General features: G+C 54.4%; 15 protein-coding genes. 8 read left to right on the top strand and 7 right to left on the bottom strand.

What is annotated here, in order from left to right; translation table 11 throughout:
* Positions 1 to 46: 46 nt before the first annotated feature.
* Positions 47 to 817, bottom strand: a complete 771-nt coding sequence (locus ABDW36_RS22470) for a DUF4846 domain-containing protein (protein ID WP_343704178.1) — start codon at positions 815 to 817, stop codon at positions 47 to 49.
* A gap of 109 nt (positions 818 to 926) precedes the next feature.
* Here ABDW36_RS22470 and ABDW36_RS22465 point away from each other — a divergent pair, with 109 nt between their 5' ends.
* On the top strand, positions 927 to 3209 hold the full coding sequence (locus tag ABDW36_RS22465) for a GAF domain-containing protein (protein ID WP_343704177.1): 2283 nt from the start codon (positions 927 to 929) through the stop codon (positions 3207 to 3209).
* Here ABDW36_RS22465 and ABDW36_RS22460 read toward each other — a convergent pair whose 3' ends face one another.
* The 3 genes from ABDW36_RS22460 to ABDW36_RS22450 form a co-directional block, all read right to left on the bottom strand.
* Positions 3210 to 3794, bottom strand: coding sequence for a GrpB family protein (locus tag ABDW36_RS22460; protein WP_343704176.1), 585 nt, complete (start codon positions 3792 to 3794; stop codon positions 3210 to 3212).
* 58 nt (positions 3795 to 3852) lie between these two features.
* Entirely contained in the window at positions 3853 to 6693 is a 2841-nt protein-coding gene (locus tag ABDW36_RS22455; RefSeq protein WP_343704175.1) for an insulinase family protein, read from the bottom strand.
* Positions 6694 to 6825: 132 nt separating this feature from the next.
* A complete protein-coding gene (locus tag ABDW36_RS22450; protein WP_343704174.1) occupies positions 6826 to 8658 on the bottom strand; it encodes a sugar-binding domain-containing protein in 1833 nt (610 codons plus the stop codon).
* Between the two features lie 74 nt (positions 8659 to 8732).
* On the opposite strand from ABDW36_RS22450, the gene ABDW36_RS22445 reads away from it, so the two are divergent.
* Positions 8733 to 9419, top strand: coding sequence for a DUF1080 domain-containing protein (locus ABDW36_RS22445; RefSeq protein ID WP_343704173.1), 687 nt, complete (start codon positions 8733 to 8735; stop codon positions 9417 to 9419).
* Between the two features lie 314 nt (positions 9420 to 9733).
* Here ABDW36_RS22445 and ABDW36_RS22440 read toward each other — a convergent pair whose 3' ends face one another.
* Positions 9734 to 10189 carry a YhcH/YjgK/YiaL family protein gene (locus ABDW36_RS22440; protein WP_343704172.1) on the bottom strand — a complete coding sequence of 152 codons (456 nt, stop codon included), beginning with the start codon at positions 10187 to 10189 and terminating at the stop codon, positions 9734 to 9736.
* A 148-nt stretch (positions 10190 to 10337) separates the two neighbouring features.
* On the opposite strand from ABDW36_RS22440, the gene ABDW36_RS22435 reads away from it, so the two are divergent.
* Genes ABDW36_RS22435 through ABDW36_RS22425 form a run of 3 tightly spaced genes read left to right on the top strand, consistent with a single transcriptional unit; the run spans position 10338 to position 12933 of the window.
* Positions 10338 to 11129, top strand: coding sequence for an ABC transporter permease (locus ABDW36_RS22435; RefSeq protein ID WP_343704171.1), 792 nt, complete (start codon positions 10338 to 10340; stop codon positions 11127 to 11129).
* A 4-nt stretch (positions 11130 to 11133) separates the two neighbouring features.
* Positions 11134 to 11907 (top strand): ATP-binding cassette domain-containing protein, encoded by a 774-nt coding sequence (locus tag ABDW36_RS22430; RefSeq protein ID WP_343704170.1) that lies wholly within the window; start codon positions 11134 to 11136, stop codon positions 11905 to 11907.
* A gap of 3 nt (positions 11908 to 11910) precedes the next feature.
* Positions 11911 to 12933: an MlaD family protein gene (locus ABDW36_RS22425; RefSeq protein ID WP_343704169.1), complete on the top strand. Its 1023-nt coding sequence runs from the start codon at positions 11911 to 11913 to the stop codon at positions 12931 to 12933.
* A 31-nt stretch (positions 12934 to 12964) separates the two neighbouring features.
* On the opposite strand, the gene ABDW36_RS22420 is transcribed toward ABDW36_RS22425, so the two are convergent.
* Both ABDW36_RS22420 and ABDW36_RS22415 read right to left on the bottom strand, forming a co-directional pair.
* Entirely contained in the window at positions 12965 to 13474 is a 510-nt protein-coding gene (locus ABDW36_RS22420) for a DinB family protein (RefSeq protein WP_343704168.1), read from the bottom strand.
* A gap of 89 nt (positions 13475 to 13563) precedes the next feature.
* The gene (locus ABDW36_RS22415) at positions 13564 to 14805 is read right to left on the bottom strand and encodes a geranylgeranyl reductase family protein (RefSeq protein ID WP_343704167.1); all 1242 of its coding nucleotides are present in this window, start codon (positions 14803 to 14805) and stop codon (positions 13564 to 13566) included.
* 175 nt (positions 14806 to 14980) lie between these two features.
* Here ABDW36_RS22415 and ABDW36_RS22410 point away from each other — a divergent pair, with 175 nt between their 5' ends.
* The 3 genes from ABDW36_RS22410 to ABDW36_RS22400 all read left to right on the top strand — a co-directional run bounded on the left by ABDW36_RS22410 (position 14981) and on the right by ABDW36_RS22400 (position 18334).
* Positions 14981 to 17341, top strand: a complete 2361-nt coding sequence (locus ABDW36_RS22410) for an ABC transporter permease (RefSeq protein WP_343704166.1) — start codon at positions 14981 to 14983, stop codon at positions 17339 to 17341.
* A 148-nt stretch (positions 17342 to 17489) separates the two neighbouring features.
* Entirely contained in the window at positions 17490 to 17777 is a 288-nt protein-coding gene (locus ABDW36_RS22405) for a hypothetical protein (RefSeq protein WP_119080590.1), read from the top strand.
* Positions 17778 to 17854: 77 nt separating this feature from the next.
* Positions 17855 to 18334 (top strand): DinB family protein, encoded by a 480-nt coding sequence (locus tag ABDW36_RS22400; protein ID WP_343704165.1) that lies wholly within the window; start codon positions 17855 to 17857, stop codon positions 18332 to 18334.
* Positions 18335 to 18419: the final 85 nt, after the last annotated feature.

The raw sequence follows: 18419 nt of genomic DNA, 5'->3' as shown, positions 1-18419 counted from the left end.
GTTTGACCGGCCTTTTTTTTGTCCGCCGGGCCAGGTGGCATCCTTCTCAGAACTTCTTCAAACTGCCCGGCCGGAAGCTCCATTCCGGAGTAACCAGCAGCTGGTCCGGCAGCGTGCTGTACCAGGGGCTTTGCCCGTTGGGGTTGTTGAGAATATGAATATTTTGCGCCGGCATATAACTCTGCGCCAGCAAATACCTGCGCTCCCCCGCCCCGTTCACCGCCACGTCTATCACTATTACCGCATGCCCTGGTGAGCCGCCCTGGATGAATACATGGCCGGGCCGTATTTCCGCTGCGGGTTTCAGCTGCCGGCTGAGAGAAAGGGTGCCTGCCCAGGCAAAAACCGTTTCCAGGTATTGCATGAACACCTGCCGGTTTTCCGCAGGCGCGGCTGCCCTGCGTTTTACCAGGCGGCCTTGCTGCAGGCTGTAGCGGATGCCGTTACGCCAGCCCTCATAATCCATCAGCGTACCGTCTGTGGCGTAGAAGGCTATCTTGCCGAACTGTTGATGCTCATACAGGTATTCCGCGTACAGGCGCATCACGGCGTCTGCGCACTGCTGCAGGTCTTTGCTGCCAACAGATATGTCCAGCACGGCAAACTGGGCCTCCTGGTTGAGTTTTTTCTTCCCGTTGAACAGATACACGGTATTGTCTTTTTTCAGCGGCACGGCGCGCAGCCATGCCCCGAAAGAACCGGGCGGCTGGTGCATGCGGGTGAAGCCCGGGGGAAGGGAAATGGCGGCAACGGTGGGTGATGCCGGCGTTGCCGGCGCCGTAATAAAGGCGGAAAGGAGAAACAGGGCGTAGTGCATGCCAGGAAGATGCGCATGTGTTCAATTTCCATATGCCTTTCTTTTTTCTGTGCCCGGGCAAATATTAATAACCTGATTAGGAGTATATTCGGGGTAAGCATCCGTTCCAATGAAAAAACTGCAGATAGATGTATCAGGCGGTTTGCCTGACGGCATCCCCGTTGATTCAGCACTTTCCTTCGCGCCTTTCATAACCCATCTTGAAAAACAGGCGGAGGAAGAAGACTCCATCAAGGCAGCGTTTTACCGCCAGGTGCTGCAGCGCTTTGCCGCCGGCCCTTCTGAAGAAGAAATGGTGCAAATGGTGCATGCCTGCCTCAGCCCTTCGCTGCTGGCCAAAAAAGACAGCATCTGGGGCCTGTGCGTACCGCTGCAGCCGGTGATCCTGTACGCTACGGACGGGTTGATGCATCTGCTGAACAACCGGAAACAAGACCTCTTTCCGCGCACGCCGGAAGACTTCCAGAAAGAACGCCTCCAGCAGATCTACGCCTTCCTGCTCCGCCGGCTGTACAACTTCCAGCCTCCGCGCAAAAGCGAGCTGTACCATGCCTACTCCAACCAGGAAACAGGCCTGCTGCAATATTTCACCATCAACATCAATACTGATTTTATTGACGTGGAGCCCCTGGGAGAGCTGCCGTCTATAGACTTCTCCAGCCTGCATGCCCGCCTGAACGACGGGGAAGGGTATGATATACTGGAAGATGTCATCCCGCTGAAGCTGTTCCGGTTCAGGGGAATTTCCATTATTACCGTAACAGACGTCACCACCCTGCAGGCCGTGGAAAACATCAGGAAGGTGAGGCTCAGCCGCACGCCGGAAGACAACACCGCCACCTACCGCCACGTAATACAAAGCCTGAAAACACTGGTAGGCAATCCTCGCATAGAGTTCGACCTTTTTACGTTTGTGCGGGTAAACGGCAAGCTGGTGTACGGCTATGAAAAAGGCGGCACCGGCATTTTGTACAAGGTATGGGGCGAATATTCCATGACCGCGGAAACCTTCCAGCAACAGGCGGAAGGCTATGCACGCCGGCCCAACTCCTTTTTTTCGCGCAACCTGGCGCAGGAAGACCTGGTCAAGAACGGCTGGCTGAAAAAGTTCATCAACCTGGGCGTGGGCTCTCTTTCACTTACCCCTGTGTTTTATAACCAGGCCCTGGTAGGCGTGCTGTGCATGCACACCTGGAAAGATGAGTATTTCGATGAAAAAATGCTGGCCCTGCTGGAACCCGCCATCGGCGCCGTAGCACAGCTGCTGCAGATCTACATAGACGAGTTCAACCTGGAGATAGAGAACATCATCAAGGAAAAATTCACTTCCATACAGCCCGCCGTGCAATGGAAGTTCAATGAAGCAGCCTGGCAATACCTGCTGCGCAAGAAAAAGAACGATCCCATGCCGGAGGCAGACCCCATCCTGTTTACCGGCGTATACCCCCTGTACGGCGCCATAGACATCCGCAACTCCACGCTGGAAAGGAACCTGGCCATCAGGTCAGACCTGGAGCAGCAGTTGCAGCTGCTGGCCAACACGCTGGCCGCCATTGGCCTGCAACACCACTCCTCACTGCTTGACGGCATGCAGTTCACCTGCCGCAACTGGCAGCAGACCTTGCAGCAGCCGCTCAACACGATAGACGAAAGCAACATCAACCACTTTCTGCTGGAAGAAGCCCTGCCCTTCCTGCAGCACATAGGCGCACAACATGCGGACGTGCAGCAGCTGGTCACCAATTACCAGGCTGCCGCGGCCTCCGGAGATACGCACAAGAGTGCGCTGGAACTGTCTATGCAGATGCTCAACAACCGCATCAACACTTACCTGGAAGCGGAAAAGGAAGAGCTGCAGCGCTCCTACCCCTGCTACTTTGAAAAGTTCAGGACTGACGGTATTGAGTACGATATTTACATCGGCCAGTCAATAGCCCCGGAGCAGCCCTTCTCCCCCTTTCACCTGAAAAACGTGCGCCTCTGGCAGCTTTCGTCCATGGCCGCCATTGCCCGGCTCACCCACGGCCTGCTGCCACAGATGCCCAGACCGCTGTATACTACGCAGCTTATCTTTGTACATAACCAGACCATTGATATCAGCTTCAGAACAGACGAAAGGAAATTTGACGTGGAAGGCGCCTACAACATCCGCTACCAGATGATCAAAAAACGGATAGACAAGGTACACATCCGGGACACGCAGGAGCGGCTGACCCAGCCTGATACTATTGCCCTCATCTACTTTAACCGCAAGGACGTGGATGATTATTTCCCCTTCATCCAGTACCTGCAGGAGAAAAAAGTGCTGCAAACGGAGGTGGAAGATCTGCTGCTGGAGGATTTGCAGGGGTTGAGCGGGTTGCGGGCATTGAGGGTGAAGGTGGTGATCTGATTACAGGCCGCTCGTATACCACTCCACCGCCCGCCGCTCCATCTCCTTCACAAATGCATCCTTTGCATCGTTGTATTCCAGCATGTCTTTAAACTCCCGCTGTGCAATAGTATGCTTCAGTTCCGCGTAAGCTTCACGCACATCCTCATGCGCACGCAGGTAGTCCCGGAAAGCAATGTGGCGCAGCCAATGCGGGGAGGCCTGCGGGATGATATGCACATGTACCTTGTTTTCGAACAGGCTGCGGTCAATGTCTGATGCATGGGCTACAATGGCCGGCGGCAGGCGGTCAGACAGCGGCTGCAATTTTACAAAGAGGCGGCGGTAAGGCATGTCCGGCTCGTAGATCTTGAAATAAGTGTAGCCGGCCGCCTGCATGGGAGCGGCTACTTTTTCCAGGTCTTCTTCCTGCTGCAGGCCCACCAGTATGTCAATGAGCGGTTTGGCGGCGAGGCCGGGCACGGAGGTGCTGCCGATGTGATCTACGCGCGGGTGCAGATGGCCAATGGCGGTACGGATAATGGCCGCCTGCTCTTCAAAGAGCGCGGGCCATGCGGGGGAGTATGGTGCAATAATGATTTTCATGGTAAAAAAGGCCGCCTCCTTCCGGAAGCGGCCTCGTGCGTATTTGCGGCAAACTTAGCTATTTTTCAGGTACCAGCACCGCCTTGAAGTAGTTGGCCCCGCCCAGGTACTTCACAGCAGCTGCTTTTACGCTGGCTTCCGTTACCTGCTTCAGGCGTTCTGCATGGCGCAGCACGCTCAGGGGATCTTCATCGGTTTTGAGCTTGGAGGTGATGTAAGACAGCCAGAAGTTGTTTTCCCGGAGGCTTACTTCCATGGCGCGGGCGCTTTCGGCGCGGAATTTCTCTATATCCACGGCGGTGGCGCCTTCTTTCTTGATCTTCTCTATCTCGTCCAGCGCGGCGTTTACCAGCTTGTCTACATTGGCAGATGCGCAGCTGAATGAAATAGTGAGGTTGTAATAAGGCTGCGGGTATTTTTCATAGCTCACGCCTACCCTGGGGCTGTACACGCCGCTTTCCTTTTCGCGGAGGCGCTCCAGCACCTTGAATTCCAGCACATCGCTAAGGGCGCTCAGCTGCAGGTTGTTGTCTGCGGCATAGTCATAGTCGCCGTGGAAGAACAGCTTTACCTGCGCCTTGTCTTCAATGCCTTTTTTCACAATGCGGGTCACGTTGCCGGTGAGCGGTTTCCCACCGCGGTCTACAAACTTCTCTTTGCGGCCGGTAGCGGGCAGGCCGCCCAGGTAGGTTTCCAGCAGGGGCTTGATCTTTTCCACCTCAAAGTTGCCTACAAACACGAACGTCTGGCCGCTGGCATCTGCAAAACGGTCTTTGAAGAACTCGAAAGAGCGGTCAAGGCTGATCTGGTCCAGTTCGGCCAGGGTGGGCTTCCGTTCGCGCAGGTTGTTGGAAGACATCACGGAGGTGATGGTATCTGCGTAAACATTTTCCGGACTGTCATCAGCGTTCTGCAGGTATACTTTGAACTCGTCCATGTTCTTTTTGAAGAGGATGGGATCTTTGCGCGGATTGGTGCCGTGGGCGTATACCAGCTGCAACGCGGTTTCCAGGTCTTTGGGAGAAGCGCTGCCGCTGTAGCCTTCGTACAGGCTGCTGATGTAAACAGACGCGTTGGCGGTGCTGCCGGCCAGCATCTTCCTCAGCTGGGTGTTCTCGAATTCGCCGATGCCGTCCCCGCCAATATTGCCGGCGTAATTGGTGGCCATGTAGTCTTTGTCTTCCGCCAGTGAGGTACCTCCCTCGGCAAAAGAAGAGAAGATGATCTGGTCGTTTTTGAAGGTAGTGGGTTTGAGGTATACTTTCACGCCGTTAGACAGCGTGAGCTTGGTTACATCTATGCCTTCGATCTTTTCTTCCGCCGTTACTTTGCCGGGCGCAGGTTTCTTTTCCAGCAGGGGCTTGTTCACGCCTGCATCCACATAGGCGGTAAGCCCTTTGCCGGAGTTGCGCAACGCGTCCAGCAGCTGGGCGTCTGCCGGCAGTTTTGCCTTGTCTTTATCAGGAGCCTGGGATATAATGGTGATGTTCTCAGGCGTCATGATCTTTTTGGCAAACTGGTTCACTTCCGCCAGGGTGATCTCGTTCAGCAATTGTTTGGTCAACGTGTAACGGAAATCAGGACTGAGGATGGGTGATTTGTACAGGAAGTTTCTCAGGTACGTTTGCACAAAGGCGTTGGAGTTTATTTTGTCTTTTTCACGATAGTTCTTTTCGTTGCCGGCTTCCATGTTCTTCTTCACTACTTCCAGTTCCGAAGCGGTGAAGCCGAACTGCGCCATGCGCTCCGCTTCCGCCGCTACCCCGCCGAGGCCTTTGGCCAGCTCACCGGGGTCTTTGGTAACGGCCACAATGGTAGCAGCGTCAATGCCCGGCACCAGGCCACCCTGGTAGGCGCCGTAGCTGAACTGGCCGTCTACAAAGGGCGCAGTGCCTTTCTGCTTCAGCTCCTGCAGGCGCGCACCCATCATGGAATTGATCATACTGGTAATAAGTCCCTTGCGCACGTCTGCCACGCCGCCGGTTTCTTTATAACGGCGGCGGATGAAGGCTATCACCACGTTGTAGGGAAATTCCTTGTCTGTTACCTGCTTTACCACCGGCTGCTTGTTGTCAGGCAGATCATACTTTTGATGCGGACGGGGATTGGCGGGGTTCACCAGCGGGCTAAAATTCTCCTTGATGAGCGCTTCCACCTGCGCCACGTCAAAATCTCCCACGGCTATTACTGCCTGCAGGTTCGGACGGTACCAGTCTTTGTAGAACTGTTTTATTTCATTGTGCTTGAAGTGCTGGATAATGTCCAGCTTGCCGATGGGGATGCGTTCCGCATAACGGGAGCCGCCCAGCAGCACCGGCAGCAGCTCTTTCTGCATGCGGGACTGCGCATTTTTGCCGCGCTGGCGGTCTTCTTCCACAATCACCCCTCTTTCCTCATCAATATCATCGTTCTCCATGCTCACATAACCCGCCCAGTTGGCCAGTATCTTGAAGCCGTTCTTGAAGAGGGCCGCACTGTCTGTAGGAATGGGCAGCTGGTACACCGTCTGGTCAAAAGACGTATAGGCGTTCAGGTCAGCCCCGAATTTTACGCCGGCTTTCTGCAGGTAGTTGATCAGCTCGTTCTTCGGAAAATCTTTGGTGCCGTTAAAGGCCATGTGCTCCGTAAAGTGGGCCAGGCCCTGCTGGGCATCTGTTTCCATAAGGGAGCCGGCTTTCAGGGCCATGTACAGTACCGCGCGGTTTTTGGGCTCGCTGTTTTTACGAATGTAATAAGTAAGACCGTTGGGGAGCTTGCCGATCTTCACATCGGGGTCTGCCGGTATGGTGCCGATGGCAGACTTAACGGCCGCCTGTTTGGGTTTGGGCTGCGCCTGGATGAAAGATACGGGCAAAACGCTTGCAGCGGCAAGCGTCAGCAGTAGAAAATTTCTTTTCATAAATGGTGTTGGTTTATAGATTTTAATGCGGGATAAAGACCGCAACCCCGCGGGCGGGGGTGGTAAATATACTATAAAAAAACGGCCCATGCCGCAATAGCATGAGCCGTTCAATTATATTATCCGCTTACATCAAAACTTCCCTTTCACCAGCGCCGGGTTGTACAGCTGCTGATGCACCTCATAAAAAGATTTCACAGGGTTTTTGAATACCTTCCTGTCATACGTGATAAGACCGTTGGTCTCAATTTCCACGTCTGTGGTCTGTGTATACACGGCCGCGGAAAGGCCCAGCGGAATGAGGTCTTTCAGCCTGGTCATGTATTCTTTATAGCGTTTGAACAGTTCGTCCGCCGTTTTGAAGGTCTGGTATCCCCAGTTGTTCTTCTGCTGCCATACGTGGCCGTCTACGGGCAGGCCCAGTCCACCGAACTCGCCCAGCACAATGGCCTGTTTGCCGCCGTAGATGTCTGCCTGCGGCATGGCGGGCTCCGGGTAGTTGTGCAGGTCAATGATGTGGCCGGTGGGGAAAAAGTTGCCGCCGCTGGCGCTGTTCACCAGGCGGGAAGGGTCTTTTTCCATGGTCCATTCGGTAATTTCTTTCGTTTTGAACTGGCCCCAGGCTTCATTGAACGGTACCCATACTACAATGGAGGGACTGTTGTGCAGCGCTTCCATGATGGCGTTCCATTCTTCGCGGTAGGCTTTTTCAGATGCGGGGCTGCGTTGCTGCTCCGTGCCTTTGCCTACGATGCCCGGCCGCGGTTCCCAGCGGTTGCCCAGGTCTCCGCTGGGCATATCCTGCCAAACCAGCATGCCCAGGCGGTCGCAATGATAATACCAGCGCGCGGGCTCTACCTTGATGTGTTTGCGGATCATGTTAAAGCCCATGGCCTTGGTTTGCTCCACATCAAAAAGCAGGGCTTCATCTGTGGGGGCGGTGTACAGTCCGTCAGGCCACCAGCCCTGGTCAAGCGGGCCGTACTGGAAGAGGAACTTGTTATTGAGCAGCATGCGGTATACGCCGTTCTCGTCTTTGGCCATGGAAGACTTGCGCATGGCAAAATAGCTCTGTACGGTATCCACTACCTTGCCTTTGCGGGCAATTTCCAGGCGGAGGTCGTACAGGAAGGGGCTGGAGGGAGACCATAGCTTGGGGGAAGGTATCTTCAGCACGGCGGTGCCGCCGGGTTCCATTTCACCTTCGGCCACTTTGTTGCCGCCATCCCAGGCGCTTACCACTACTTTATCTCCCGGTACGGGGTTCACCACGGTGGTAGATACGGTAAGGGTCTGCTGGTCTATATCAGGCGTTTGTTTCATGGTAGCCAGGTAGGTTTCCGGCACGGCTTCCAGCCAAACGGTTTGCCAGATGCCGGTTACCGGCGTGTACCAGATGCCTTCCGGCTTGCGTACCTGTTTGCCGCGCGGCTGGGGGCCCTGGTCTGTAGGGTCCCACACTCTTACCACCAGGGTTTGCGGGCCTTTCTTTTTCAGGTGCTGGGTAATATCGAAAGAAAAGGGGTCAAAGCCGCCCTTGTGGCTGCCTACCAGCATGTCATTCACATATACTTCCGTTTCCCAGTCTACCGCGCCAAAGTGCAGCAGCACCCGTTTTCCTTTGATGCCGGCCGGCGGGGTAAAGGTGGTGCTGTACCAGAGTACGCTGTCTTTCCCCACGGTTCTGCCTACGCCTGAAAGGGCGGACTCTATGGCAAAGGGCACCAGTATCTTCCCGTCATAGGAGGCCGCTTTATCTCCGCTGCGGCGGGTTACGGCATAGTCCCACAAACCGTTCAGGTTCTTCCAGTTGCCGCGTACAAACTGCGGGCGCGGATATTCGGGCAATACATTCTCCGGCGTTACCTTCTCTGCCCAGGGCGTGGTGATCTTTCCCGGTACTACCTGCCAGCTTTGCGCCTGCGCTATGTTGGCCACCAGCAGTAATAAAAATAGTTTCTTCATGAACCTGTGTTTTGTGCTTTTTTGTTCAATGGTGCAAGCAGGTAAAATAGTAATTTTTTGAATATCTTGGGAGTATGAAAAAGTTCCTCCTCTCCGCTGCCCTGCTCTGCAGCGCCACGTTATGTTTTGCACAAACCCGCAGCCTTTTCAACGGGAAAGACTTTACCGGCTGGCATATAGATGTGCCCGCCATGGAAAAGGACAGCTCCACTCCCAGCCCCTTCATTATCCGCAACGGCATGATGGTGAGCCTGGCCAACCCGCAGGGCCACGTTATTACGGACGCGGTGTACGAAAACTTCCGGCTCGATGTGGAGTACCGTTTCCCCGGCAAGCCGGGCAACTGCGGCGTGCTGGTATTTGCCTCCAAGCCGAGAATGTTGTACAGCATGTTCCCCCAGTCTATAGAGGTGCAGATGATGCATCAGAACGCGGGAGACTTCTGGTGCATCGGTGAAAACATTGAAGTGCCTGACATGGAAACCCGGCGCGGCCCGCGTGAAAACTGGGGCACTACGGAGGGCAAGGAGCGCCGCATCAAGAACCTGACAGACAATTCTGAAAAACCGCTGGGAGAATGGAACCACATGCGTATTGAATGCCGGGGCAACACGGTAAAGGTATGGGTAAACGGAGACCTGGTGAACGAAGGTACCAACGCTACTGCTTCCCGCGGGCAGATTGCCTTGCAGGCGGAAGGTTCAGAGGTGGAGTTCCGGAAAGTAGACCTCACGCCGCTTAAAAGAAACCGGAAACAATAATGCCCATGGATATGGGCACTAGCGAAAAACCAAAAACATAGGTATTCAGATGCCGGCATGAACCGGCGGTTCTATATGTACGCTTATGTCAACCATGTATGCATTATACGGAGGGATACAATGGAAAAAACGAGGTGAATCCGGTGGTCCGAAGCTGGGGGAGAAAGCGGTGATCGTAATTTGTAAAATTATTGATTACGAGCCGGTTAAATGTTTGTTAAGGCGGTAACGGGCAGCCTTATATGAAGAAAAGCCGGCCGGGAAGCGAGGGGTTTCCTCCTTCCGGCCGGCTTTTATGTTATCAACCGGGGAATTTATGCCACACTGATCTTGATCACCACTTTTTTTACCTGCTGCTGCACCTGGGCGGTGAGGTTGGGCATGTGCAGGTCTGAGGGGAAGAATATGGCAAAATGATGCTGCGCCAGCCGGGAAAAAAAGGCCGGCTTGTGCCCGAAGAGCATGTAATCTGCCTCCTCGTCATATGCTTTGGAGGGTGTTTGCCCGTTTAGAAAATCGTGCCCTATCTGCTCTTCGCCCTTTGCCACGTATTGTACGTCTATGTATTTCCTGTGAGATTCCATCTGCTCCCCGGCCGGGTCTACCGTCTGGTACTCGTTCACAATAGCAAAAATGGTGTTGCCCTCAATTTCATACTTGCCTTTTTCAAGTCTGGAAAAATCCGTTTGCTGCAGGTATTCGAAAGCCTTCACGAACCTGGGGCCCAGGCCGTGGTAAAGATGCGCATTGTCTAAAGAATCGATGATCATGGCTATAAAAATTCGGCCGGAAAGATACTCATTGTATGGTTAAAACAACATCAATTTTGATAACGGTATGCGGTTTGCGTTAAGAATTGGCATGATATTATAACAATCAATCAGCCGAAATTGTAATATTTTTGACAAAATGCAGCAAATGGACCCTAACGAACAAACGGAGAAACCACTTATTTCCAAAGGCCTTGATGCTTTTTTCATTGGCGTGCACGATATTTTCCGGTTTATCAGCCGTTTTTTCAAAGAGGTGCTGCTTCCCCCTTTCGAGATCAAGGAGCTGATACGCCAGTGTTTCCAGGTGGGCTATAAATCGCTGGCGCTGATCAGCCTCACCGGTTTTATTACCGGCCTGGTGTTCACCAAACAAAGCCGCCCTTCGCTGGCGGAGTTCGGCGCCACCTCCTGGCTGCCTTCGCTTATTTCCATAGCGGTGATCAGGGCGCTGGCCCCGCTGGTAACGGCCCTCATCTGCGCAGGCAAGGTAGGCTCCAGCATTGGCGCGGAGCTGGCTTCCATGAAGGTAACGGAGCAGATAGACGCCATGGAGGTATCTGCCATCAACCCTTTCAAATACCTGGTGGTAACCCGCGTGCTGGCCTGCACCATCTGCCTGCCGCTGCTGATGTCTTACACGGCCGTAGTGGGGCTGATGGGCTCTTACCTGGACGTTCACCTGAACGAGCAGACCAGCATGGTGGCTTTTTTCCAGAAAGCCTTTGAAAGCATTTCGTTCCTTGACCTGGGCTCCTCTTTTGTGAAGGCCACGGTATTCGGCTTCACCATCGGCATTGTGAGCGCCTACCAGGGCTATAACGCCAGCCAGGGTACGCAGGGCGTGGGCAAGGCCGCCAACATTTCCGTGGTGATCTCCATGTTCCTGATATTTATTGAAGAAATAGTCATTGTTCAGATAGTAAACTCGATACGGTAACGGTATGAAAACATTCACGCCTGAAATAGACTGGAACAACGTGGTCATCTCCATCAAAGACCTGTACAAGTCTTTCGGCAGCAATCACGTGCTGCGCGGGGTGGACCTGGAGCTGCACAAGGGCGAGAACATTGTGGTGCTGGGCCGCTCCGGCACGGGCAAGTCTGTGCTGATCAAGATCATTTCAGGCCTGCTGCGGCAAGATGCGGGCACGGTGAACGTGCTGGGGCAGGAAGTGGCGGAGCTCAGCCCGCAAGACCTCCGCGCCCTGCGGCTGAAAGTAGGTTTCTGTTTCCAGCACGGCGCGCTGTATGACAGCATGACCGTGGGAGAAAACCTCTCTTTCCCCCTGCAGCGCAACGAGCCGGGCATGAGCGCAGAGCAGCGGAACAAACTTGTAGATATTGTGCTGGACGCGGTGGGCCTCTCCCATACCATAGACCAGATGCCGGCGGAGCTGAGCGGCGGGCAGCGCAAACGGATAGGCATAGGGCGCACCCTCATCCTGCGGCCGGAGATCATGCTGTATGACGAGCCTACCGCCGGCCTTGACCCTATTACCTGCACGGAGATCAACAACCTGATTAACGAAGTACAACGCCGGTTCAATACCAGCTCCATCATCATCACGCACGACCTTACCTGTGCCAGGGCAACAGGAGATAATATTGCCGTGATGAAAGAAGGGAAATTTATCAGGCAGGGAAAATTTGATGAAGTATTTGCCGATAACGACGAGCTGATCAAGGAATTTTACGATTACAATTTTATTCAGTAAACTATGAAAGACAAGAGCACCAAAAGGACCGTTATTGTGGGCATTTTCATTTTGCTGGGCCTGGTCATTTTCGCCACCGGCGTGTTGCTGCTGGGCGGGCAGAAAAAAACCTTCATGCGGTCTGTAAGGGTCAGCGCCCTTTTTCACGACATCGGCGGCCTCTCTAAAGGAGATAACGTATGGTATTCAGGCGTGAAGGTGGGCACCATCAAAAGCATTTCTTTTCTTACGCATGACCGTATTGAGGTGCAGATGGACATAGACAAGAACTCCCGCAATTTTATCCATAAAGATGTACGCGCCAAGGTAAGCTCGGACGGGCTGGTGGGCAACAAGATCATTGCGCTGGCCGGCGGCACCGCCACTGCGCCGCCTATTGCGGACGGAGATACCATTGTGGTGGAAACCAGCATCAGCACAGACGAGATCATGAACACCCTGCAGGTAAACAATAAAAGCCTGGTAGAAATTACCGGCAACCTGAAAACCATCACCCAGAAGATGATGAACGGCGAAGGCACGGTAGGCAAGCTCCTGAACGATGAAACGCTGTACCTCAACCTGGCCGGCACCCTGGCCACGCTGCGCAAAACCGCGGCCAATACCGAGCGTTTAACGGAAGGGCTGGCCAGCTATGCGGCCCAGCTGAGAACGGAAGGCTCACTGGCCAATGACCTGGTAACAGACACGGTAGTGTTTGCCAACCTGCGCGCTACGGTTACCCAGCTTTCTGCTGTGGCGGGCAATGCAGACAGCGTGATGCAAAATCTGCGGGAAGCCTCTGCCGGCGTAGAGCAAAACCTCCGCAGCAACTCCACTCCTGCCGGCGTGCTGCTCAACGATGAAAAAACGGCCGAGTCCCTGAAAGCCACTATCCGCAACCTCGAAACCAGCACGGAAAAGCTGGATGAGAACATGGAAGCGCTGCAGCACAACTTTCTGCTGCGCGGCTTTTTCAGGAAAAAAGCGAAGCGTGAAAAAAAGGAAGCGGCGCAGGCACCACAACAGCCCGCCACCCAGCCATAAAAGTGAAGGCGCCCTCAACAGGGCGCTTTTTTTATGCTGATATTTTAGCCGCAATGTTCTTCATCTGCCGGGTGTGCCGGATGGCATGCACAATGGCAAAGTTGACCAGCTCCAGCCGGGTCATATGTCCCACTGTGGGAAACTCGAAGTCTGTAGCGGTTTCAGAAAGGTCCATGGTTTGAATGGCTTCCTCCAGCTTTTCACGGGAGCGGCGGAAAGCGGCTATCAGCGCGGACTGTTCATAGCCGTCCGCGCGCGGGATGGTGAAGTCTGGCGCCTGCATCTTGATGTCAAAGTTCAGAAAGGCTTCCCGGAGGCCGGCCACGTTCTTGTCTGGCGCCCGTTCCGTGGTGGGCCGGCTGCTGCCGAAGAGGGTGCTCACCACGCCGGTTTCCGCCATGGAAAGATGGGAGGCCACCTGCCCGGCCGTCCAGCTGCCGGCAAAAGGCACCTGGTTGAACTGTTCGGGCGTAAAGGAGGGCAGCACGCGGAAAAGCTCTTCGCTGTTCTGCCGCAGCTCTGCCAGTAATTCATTTTTCATGCACAATAGTTTTAACAGGTACTAAGGTAGCATGGAAAAATGCGCCGGTCAGCGGTGGAAAGCGACAAAAAGAGGGGGAAATACGCAACTCACCGCCCCAGCAGCAGCTTCAAATAAAACTGCGGGGTGGCCAGTTTCTTCCGCAGGTCCACTTCATGGAACATGGCAGACATCAGCTCCTGCAGCTGGGTGTTGCGGGCGGCCATGCGCATGAGCAGGTTAAAGAGCCAGGGGTAGCGGATGAGGCGCTGCAGCCGGGTGCTCATTTGCAGTTCAGGGCCCAGCACACGGTATACGTTCTCATCATAGGCCAGCAAGGTGGCGGCGCTGTAGTCATTTGCCGCAATACAGGCGGCAGCCTGTTGCGCGGCCATGCGGGCGGCGTACATGGCGTTGCCGATGCCTTCTCCCGTAAAGGGGTCTATAAGAAAAGCCGCATCTCCCACCAGCATATACCTTTCACCGGAAAGGCGCCTTTTTTTGCTGCCCAGCGGCAGCCCGTAGCCGTCTATGCTGCCGTGGAGGGTGGCGTTTTTGAAACGTTCTTTCATCACCGGGTCATGCTGCAGGGTGTCCAGCAACATCTTTTTCAGGTTTACCTTTTTGCGGCGGGCCACCTTGCTGAGCATGCCTATGCCCACATTGGCCTCCCCGCCCGGCAGGGGGAATATCCAGAGGTAACCGGGCAGTATGTTCTTCAGGAAATGCAGTTCAATAAGGTTATCTGCATGCAGGCCCGTAATGCCGCTGTAGTAAGCCCTGATGCCGGCCACGTAATGCGCCGGCTCCATGTGGATGCCCGCTACATCTTTGGTGAAACCGGAGTGCGCGCCGTTAGCCGCTATCACCAGCTGCGCCTTCACCTGCACGGTGCCGGCCTCATCAGACAGCAGGTACCCTCCCTCCTCCAGCTGGTAACGGGTAATAGCCGTTCCCTGCATCAGCTGCACCTGCGGGCAGCGTTTCAGTTCCTCCACCAGGAAGTTGTCAAAGTGCAGGCGTTTGCATACAAACCCTCTCGGCTCACCGGGCAGCTTCTGGTAGCCGGGCTTGTAAGGAATGTTCATGCCCATGCGGTTGGCCGCCACAAAAGTAACGCCCCAGCTGTCTTCCTTGAAAGCGGCCTGCTGCAGCCTTTCCGCAATGCCTTTATCTATGCGGGACAGCAGGGTGAGCACCTTGCCGCTGAGGCCGTCACCGCACACCTTGTCCCGCGGGAAAACGGCTTTATCTATCACCAGGCAGGGAATGCCCATATAAGCCAATTGCAGCGCCGTGGTAGCGCCGGCAGGGCCGGCGCCTATAATACATACCTTTGTTTCAAACATCATTGTTCCGCAAGGTAGCTAAATATTTTTCATGCCGCCGTGTCCGGAAACGGACATCCGCCTCATCAAATCCGGACAACCAGCGTACGGGCAGCTGTTTTAACAAAATGATTATCAACATCTTTATAAAAAGGCATTTTCTTTGAGCGCCTTCGGCATACTTTCAACCCTTTCTGTTATGCTCAAAAATTACTTCATGATCGCTTTCCGGAACATGCGCCGCAATGCGGGGTATGTATTACTGAACGTGATGGGGCTTACTTTAGGTGTGGCCGCCTGCCTGGTCATTTTCCTGATCACGCGCAATGAGCTGAGCTATGACCGCTACCACCGGAAGGCAGACCGTATTTACCGCGTTACGCTGAATGCGCTGGACTTCAATTCCAGTGTATCCATGGCCGTTACCCCGGCGCTGCGGAACAGCTTCCCGGAGCTGGAGCAGGTATCGCAGATATGGTGGCAGCGCCACGGCATGGTGCAGGCGGGAGAAGAAAGGTATAATGAAAGTGATTACATGTATGCAGACGGCTCCTTCCCGGCCATTTTCGACCTGGGCTGGGTAGCCGGCAATCCCGCTACGGCCCTGGCCGGGCCAGGCAGCGTTGTGCTCACGGAGTCTGCCGCCCGCAAGTTTTTCGGGAACAAGCAGGCCATGGGGCAAACCTTGCAGCTGAACAGCTCCTATGACCTGCAGGTAACGGGCATTGTAAAAGACCAGCCCGGCAATACGCACCTGCCCTTCCGCTTCCTGGTATCATGGAAAACGGTGGAACCGGAAATGAAAGTGAGCCTGGAGAATTTTTACGCCATTGCCGGCGGCAATACCTTCATTTTGTTGCCGGAACATTATGATGTAAAAAAGCTGGCCGCCGCCATGCCTTCCTTTATTGAGCGGAACTGGGGCAAAGATATAGCAGAGGGCGCCAAACTGCTGCTGCAACCGCTGAAAGACATTCATTTTGACCAGCGTTACCTCACCGGCGGCCCCACCCCCACCACCTCCCGCACCACCTATTGGGCATTGGCCGTGGTGGCGTTGTTCATCATCATCACCGCCTGCATCAATTTCATCAACCTGGCCACCGCGCAGGCCTTGAAACGCGCCCGCGAGGTAGGCGTGCGCAAAGCGCTTGGCGCCAACCGCCTGCAGCTGGTACGCCAGTTCCTGGGGGAAACGTCTATACTGGTAGTGCTGGCCATTGTACTGGGACTGATACTGGCCCTGACGTTCCTGCCGCACACCGCCGCGGTGCTGGACGTGCAGGTGACCAACCAGCAATTGCTGCAACCATCGGTATTGGGCCTGCTGGCGGCGCTGGCAGTGGCAGTGATCCTGACCGCGGGGCTGTACCCCGCCTTTGTGCAATCTTCATTCAAACCGGTAGAGTCTCTGAAAAGCAATACCACCATCCGTTTCAAGGGGCTGGGATTGAGAAAGACGCTGGTGTTCGTACAATTCGCCATTTCGCAGGTACTCATCATAGGCACCCTGGTAGTGGCCAACCAGATGGACTTTTTCAAGAACCAGGAGCTGGGTTTCAGCAAGGAAGGCGTGGTCACTTTTCCCATCCCTGACCGCGGCAAAAAAGAAGTGCTGCTGCAGCAACTGCGGGCCAACCCCGGTGTGGCAGACGTAACCCTTTCTTCCGGCGCCCCTACCTACAACAACAACTTTGCACCTTTCAACGCACCGCAGCTGGGCATTGACAAAGATGATGTAACCGAACTGAAATTCATTGACGACAAGTTCCTTTCCCTGTTCAACATCAAACTGCTGGCCGGGCGGGCACTGATGAAAACCGCGCCCGGAGATACCTTGCGTAACGTGCTGGTGAATGAATCTCTCATAGCGAAGCTGGGTTACCGCAAGCCGGAAGATGCCATCGGCACTACCTTCTATAGCGGCGGGCCGGCCATTATACAAGGCGTGGTGGCAGATTTCCAGAGCGAGTCCAAACACAAAAAAAGGAGGCCCTGCATACTCATGTACCATGAAAACCTCTTTTTTACCGCCAGCGTAAAACTGCGTTCCGGCAACACCCGCGCCACCATTTCCCGCATAGAAAAAGACTGGTCTGCGCTGTTCCCCGCCTCCCTCTTCCACTACGAGTTCATTGACGATCATATTGCCGGCATGTACCGGCAGGAAGACAAGGTGTATGCCGCTTTCCGCCTGTTTTCCATACTGGCCATCATCATAGGCTGCCTGGGCCTGTACGGCCTTGTATCTTACGCTGCCATGCAGCGCACCAAGGAAGTAGGCATCCGCAAAGTGCTGGGGGCCTCCCCCTTCCACATCCTCAGCCTGTTTGGACGGGAATTTTTTGTGCTGATAGCATTGGCTTTTTTAGTGGCCGCGCCGCTGGCATGGTTCATCATGCACCGCTGGCTGGAAAACTTCGCGTACCAGACCAGCATGGGCGCCGGGGTGTTCATGGCCGCCATTGGCGCCTCTGCCGGCATTGCCGCGCTGACCATGGCGTACCAATCCATCAAAGCCGCGCTCTCCAACCCGCTGAGAAGCATCCGTACAGATTAGATACCGGACACCATTCGTTCACCGGTGAACACATTTTCATAAAAACAATACATAAAACATGAGCAGAACAGTGCATTGCAATATGGCAATCTTCTTGTGGTAAGCTTTTGATGTACGTACAATATTTTACTTCATTCAACCGGTTTTTATGAGCCACATCGTCATTCCCATCCCCCCTCATTCCGGCAAGCAGGAAATTGAGATCGAGGTGACCATCAACAACCAGAAGCAGCAGCTGCACTACCGCGTGGAGCTGTTTTACTGGGAAGACTGTACCATCCCTACCGCGCACCGGGCAGACTGCATCAGTGAAATGCTGGCCCATCACGATCCTGAATGGACGGTGTATTACATCGGCACCCCAACAGACAAATTTGTGCCTATCACTTTTGTGAACAAGGAAAGCCGCAAGCTGCTGCAACGTTTGAAAGACTGAGCTTTTTTTGAGAACGGCTGCTGACATACCGTTGTCATAGCCCCCCTTTTTCTTTGTGTTATAAATTGATATAACACATGGAAAACACCGTTCTTACCTCATCAGAATTACTGCAGCACTGGCAGGGCCACCGCGGGCTTACCCGCCGCATCATTGACGCTTTCCCCGAAAAGGAGCTTTTTACCTACAGTATCGGCGGCATGCGCCCCTTTTCCGAAATGGCCATGGAGCTGATCCGTATTGCGGAGTTCGGCATGTACCAGATGGCCACCGGCAGCCTGGACACTACGGGCCAATTGCACACCGGCGCCAAACCTGCTACAAAAGCGGAGCTACTGGCCCTTTGGGACAAGATCACGGAGGTCATAGACCGCCTGTGGGCACAGCTGCCGGACGGCCGCTTCCGCGAAACTGAAAAAGCCTTCGGGGAATATGAAGGCACGGTGATCTCCCTCATGCTCTACTGGTTTGATAACGAGATACACCACCGCGGGCAGGGCTATGTATACCTGCGCTCGCTGGGTATAGAACCGGCGCCTTTCTGGGACCGTTACTAGGCAGGTGGATGAAAAAACAAACTTCCAGGGGTTGATTGCGACAGCTTCCGTATAATTTAACAATGGAAACTGTTAGATTGCGTGA

The sequence above is a fragment of the Chitinophaga sp. genome (assembly GCF_039596455.1).
Classification (GTDB): Bacteria; Bacteroidota; Bacteroidia; order Chitinophagales; family Chitinophagaceae; genus Chitinophaga.
The sequence above is the reverse complement of the archived record's forward strand: the minus strand, read 5'-3'. Positions and strand labels throughout refer to the sequence as shown.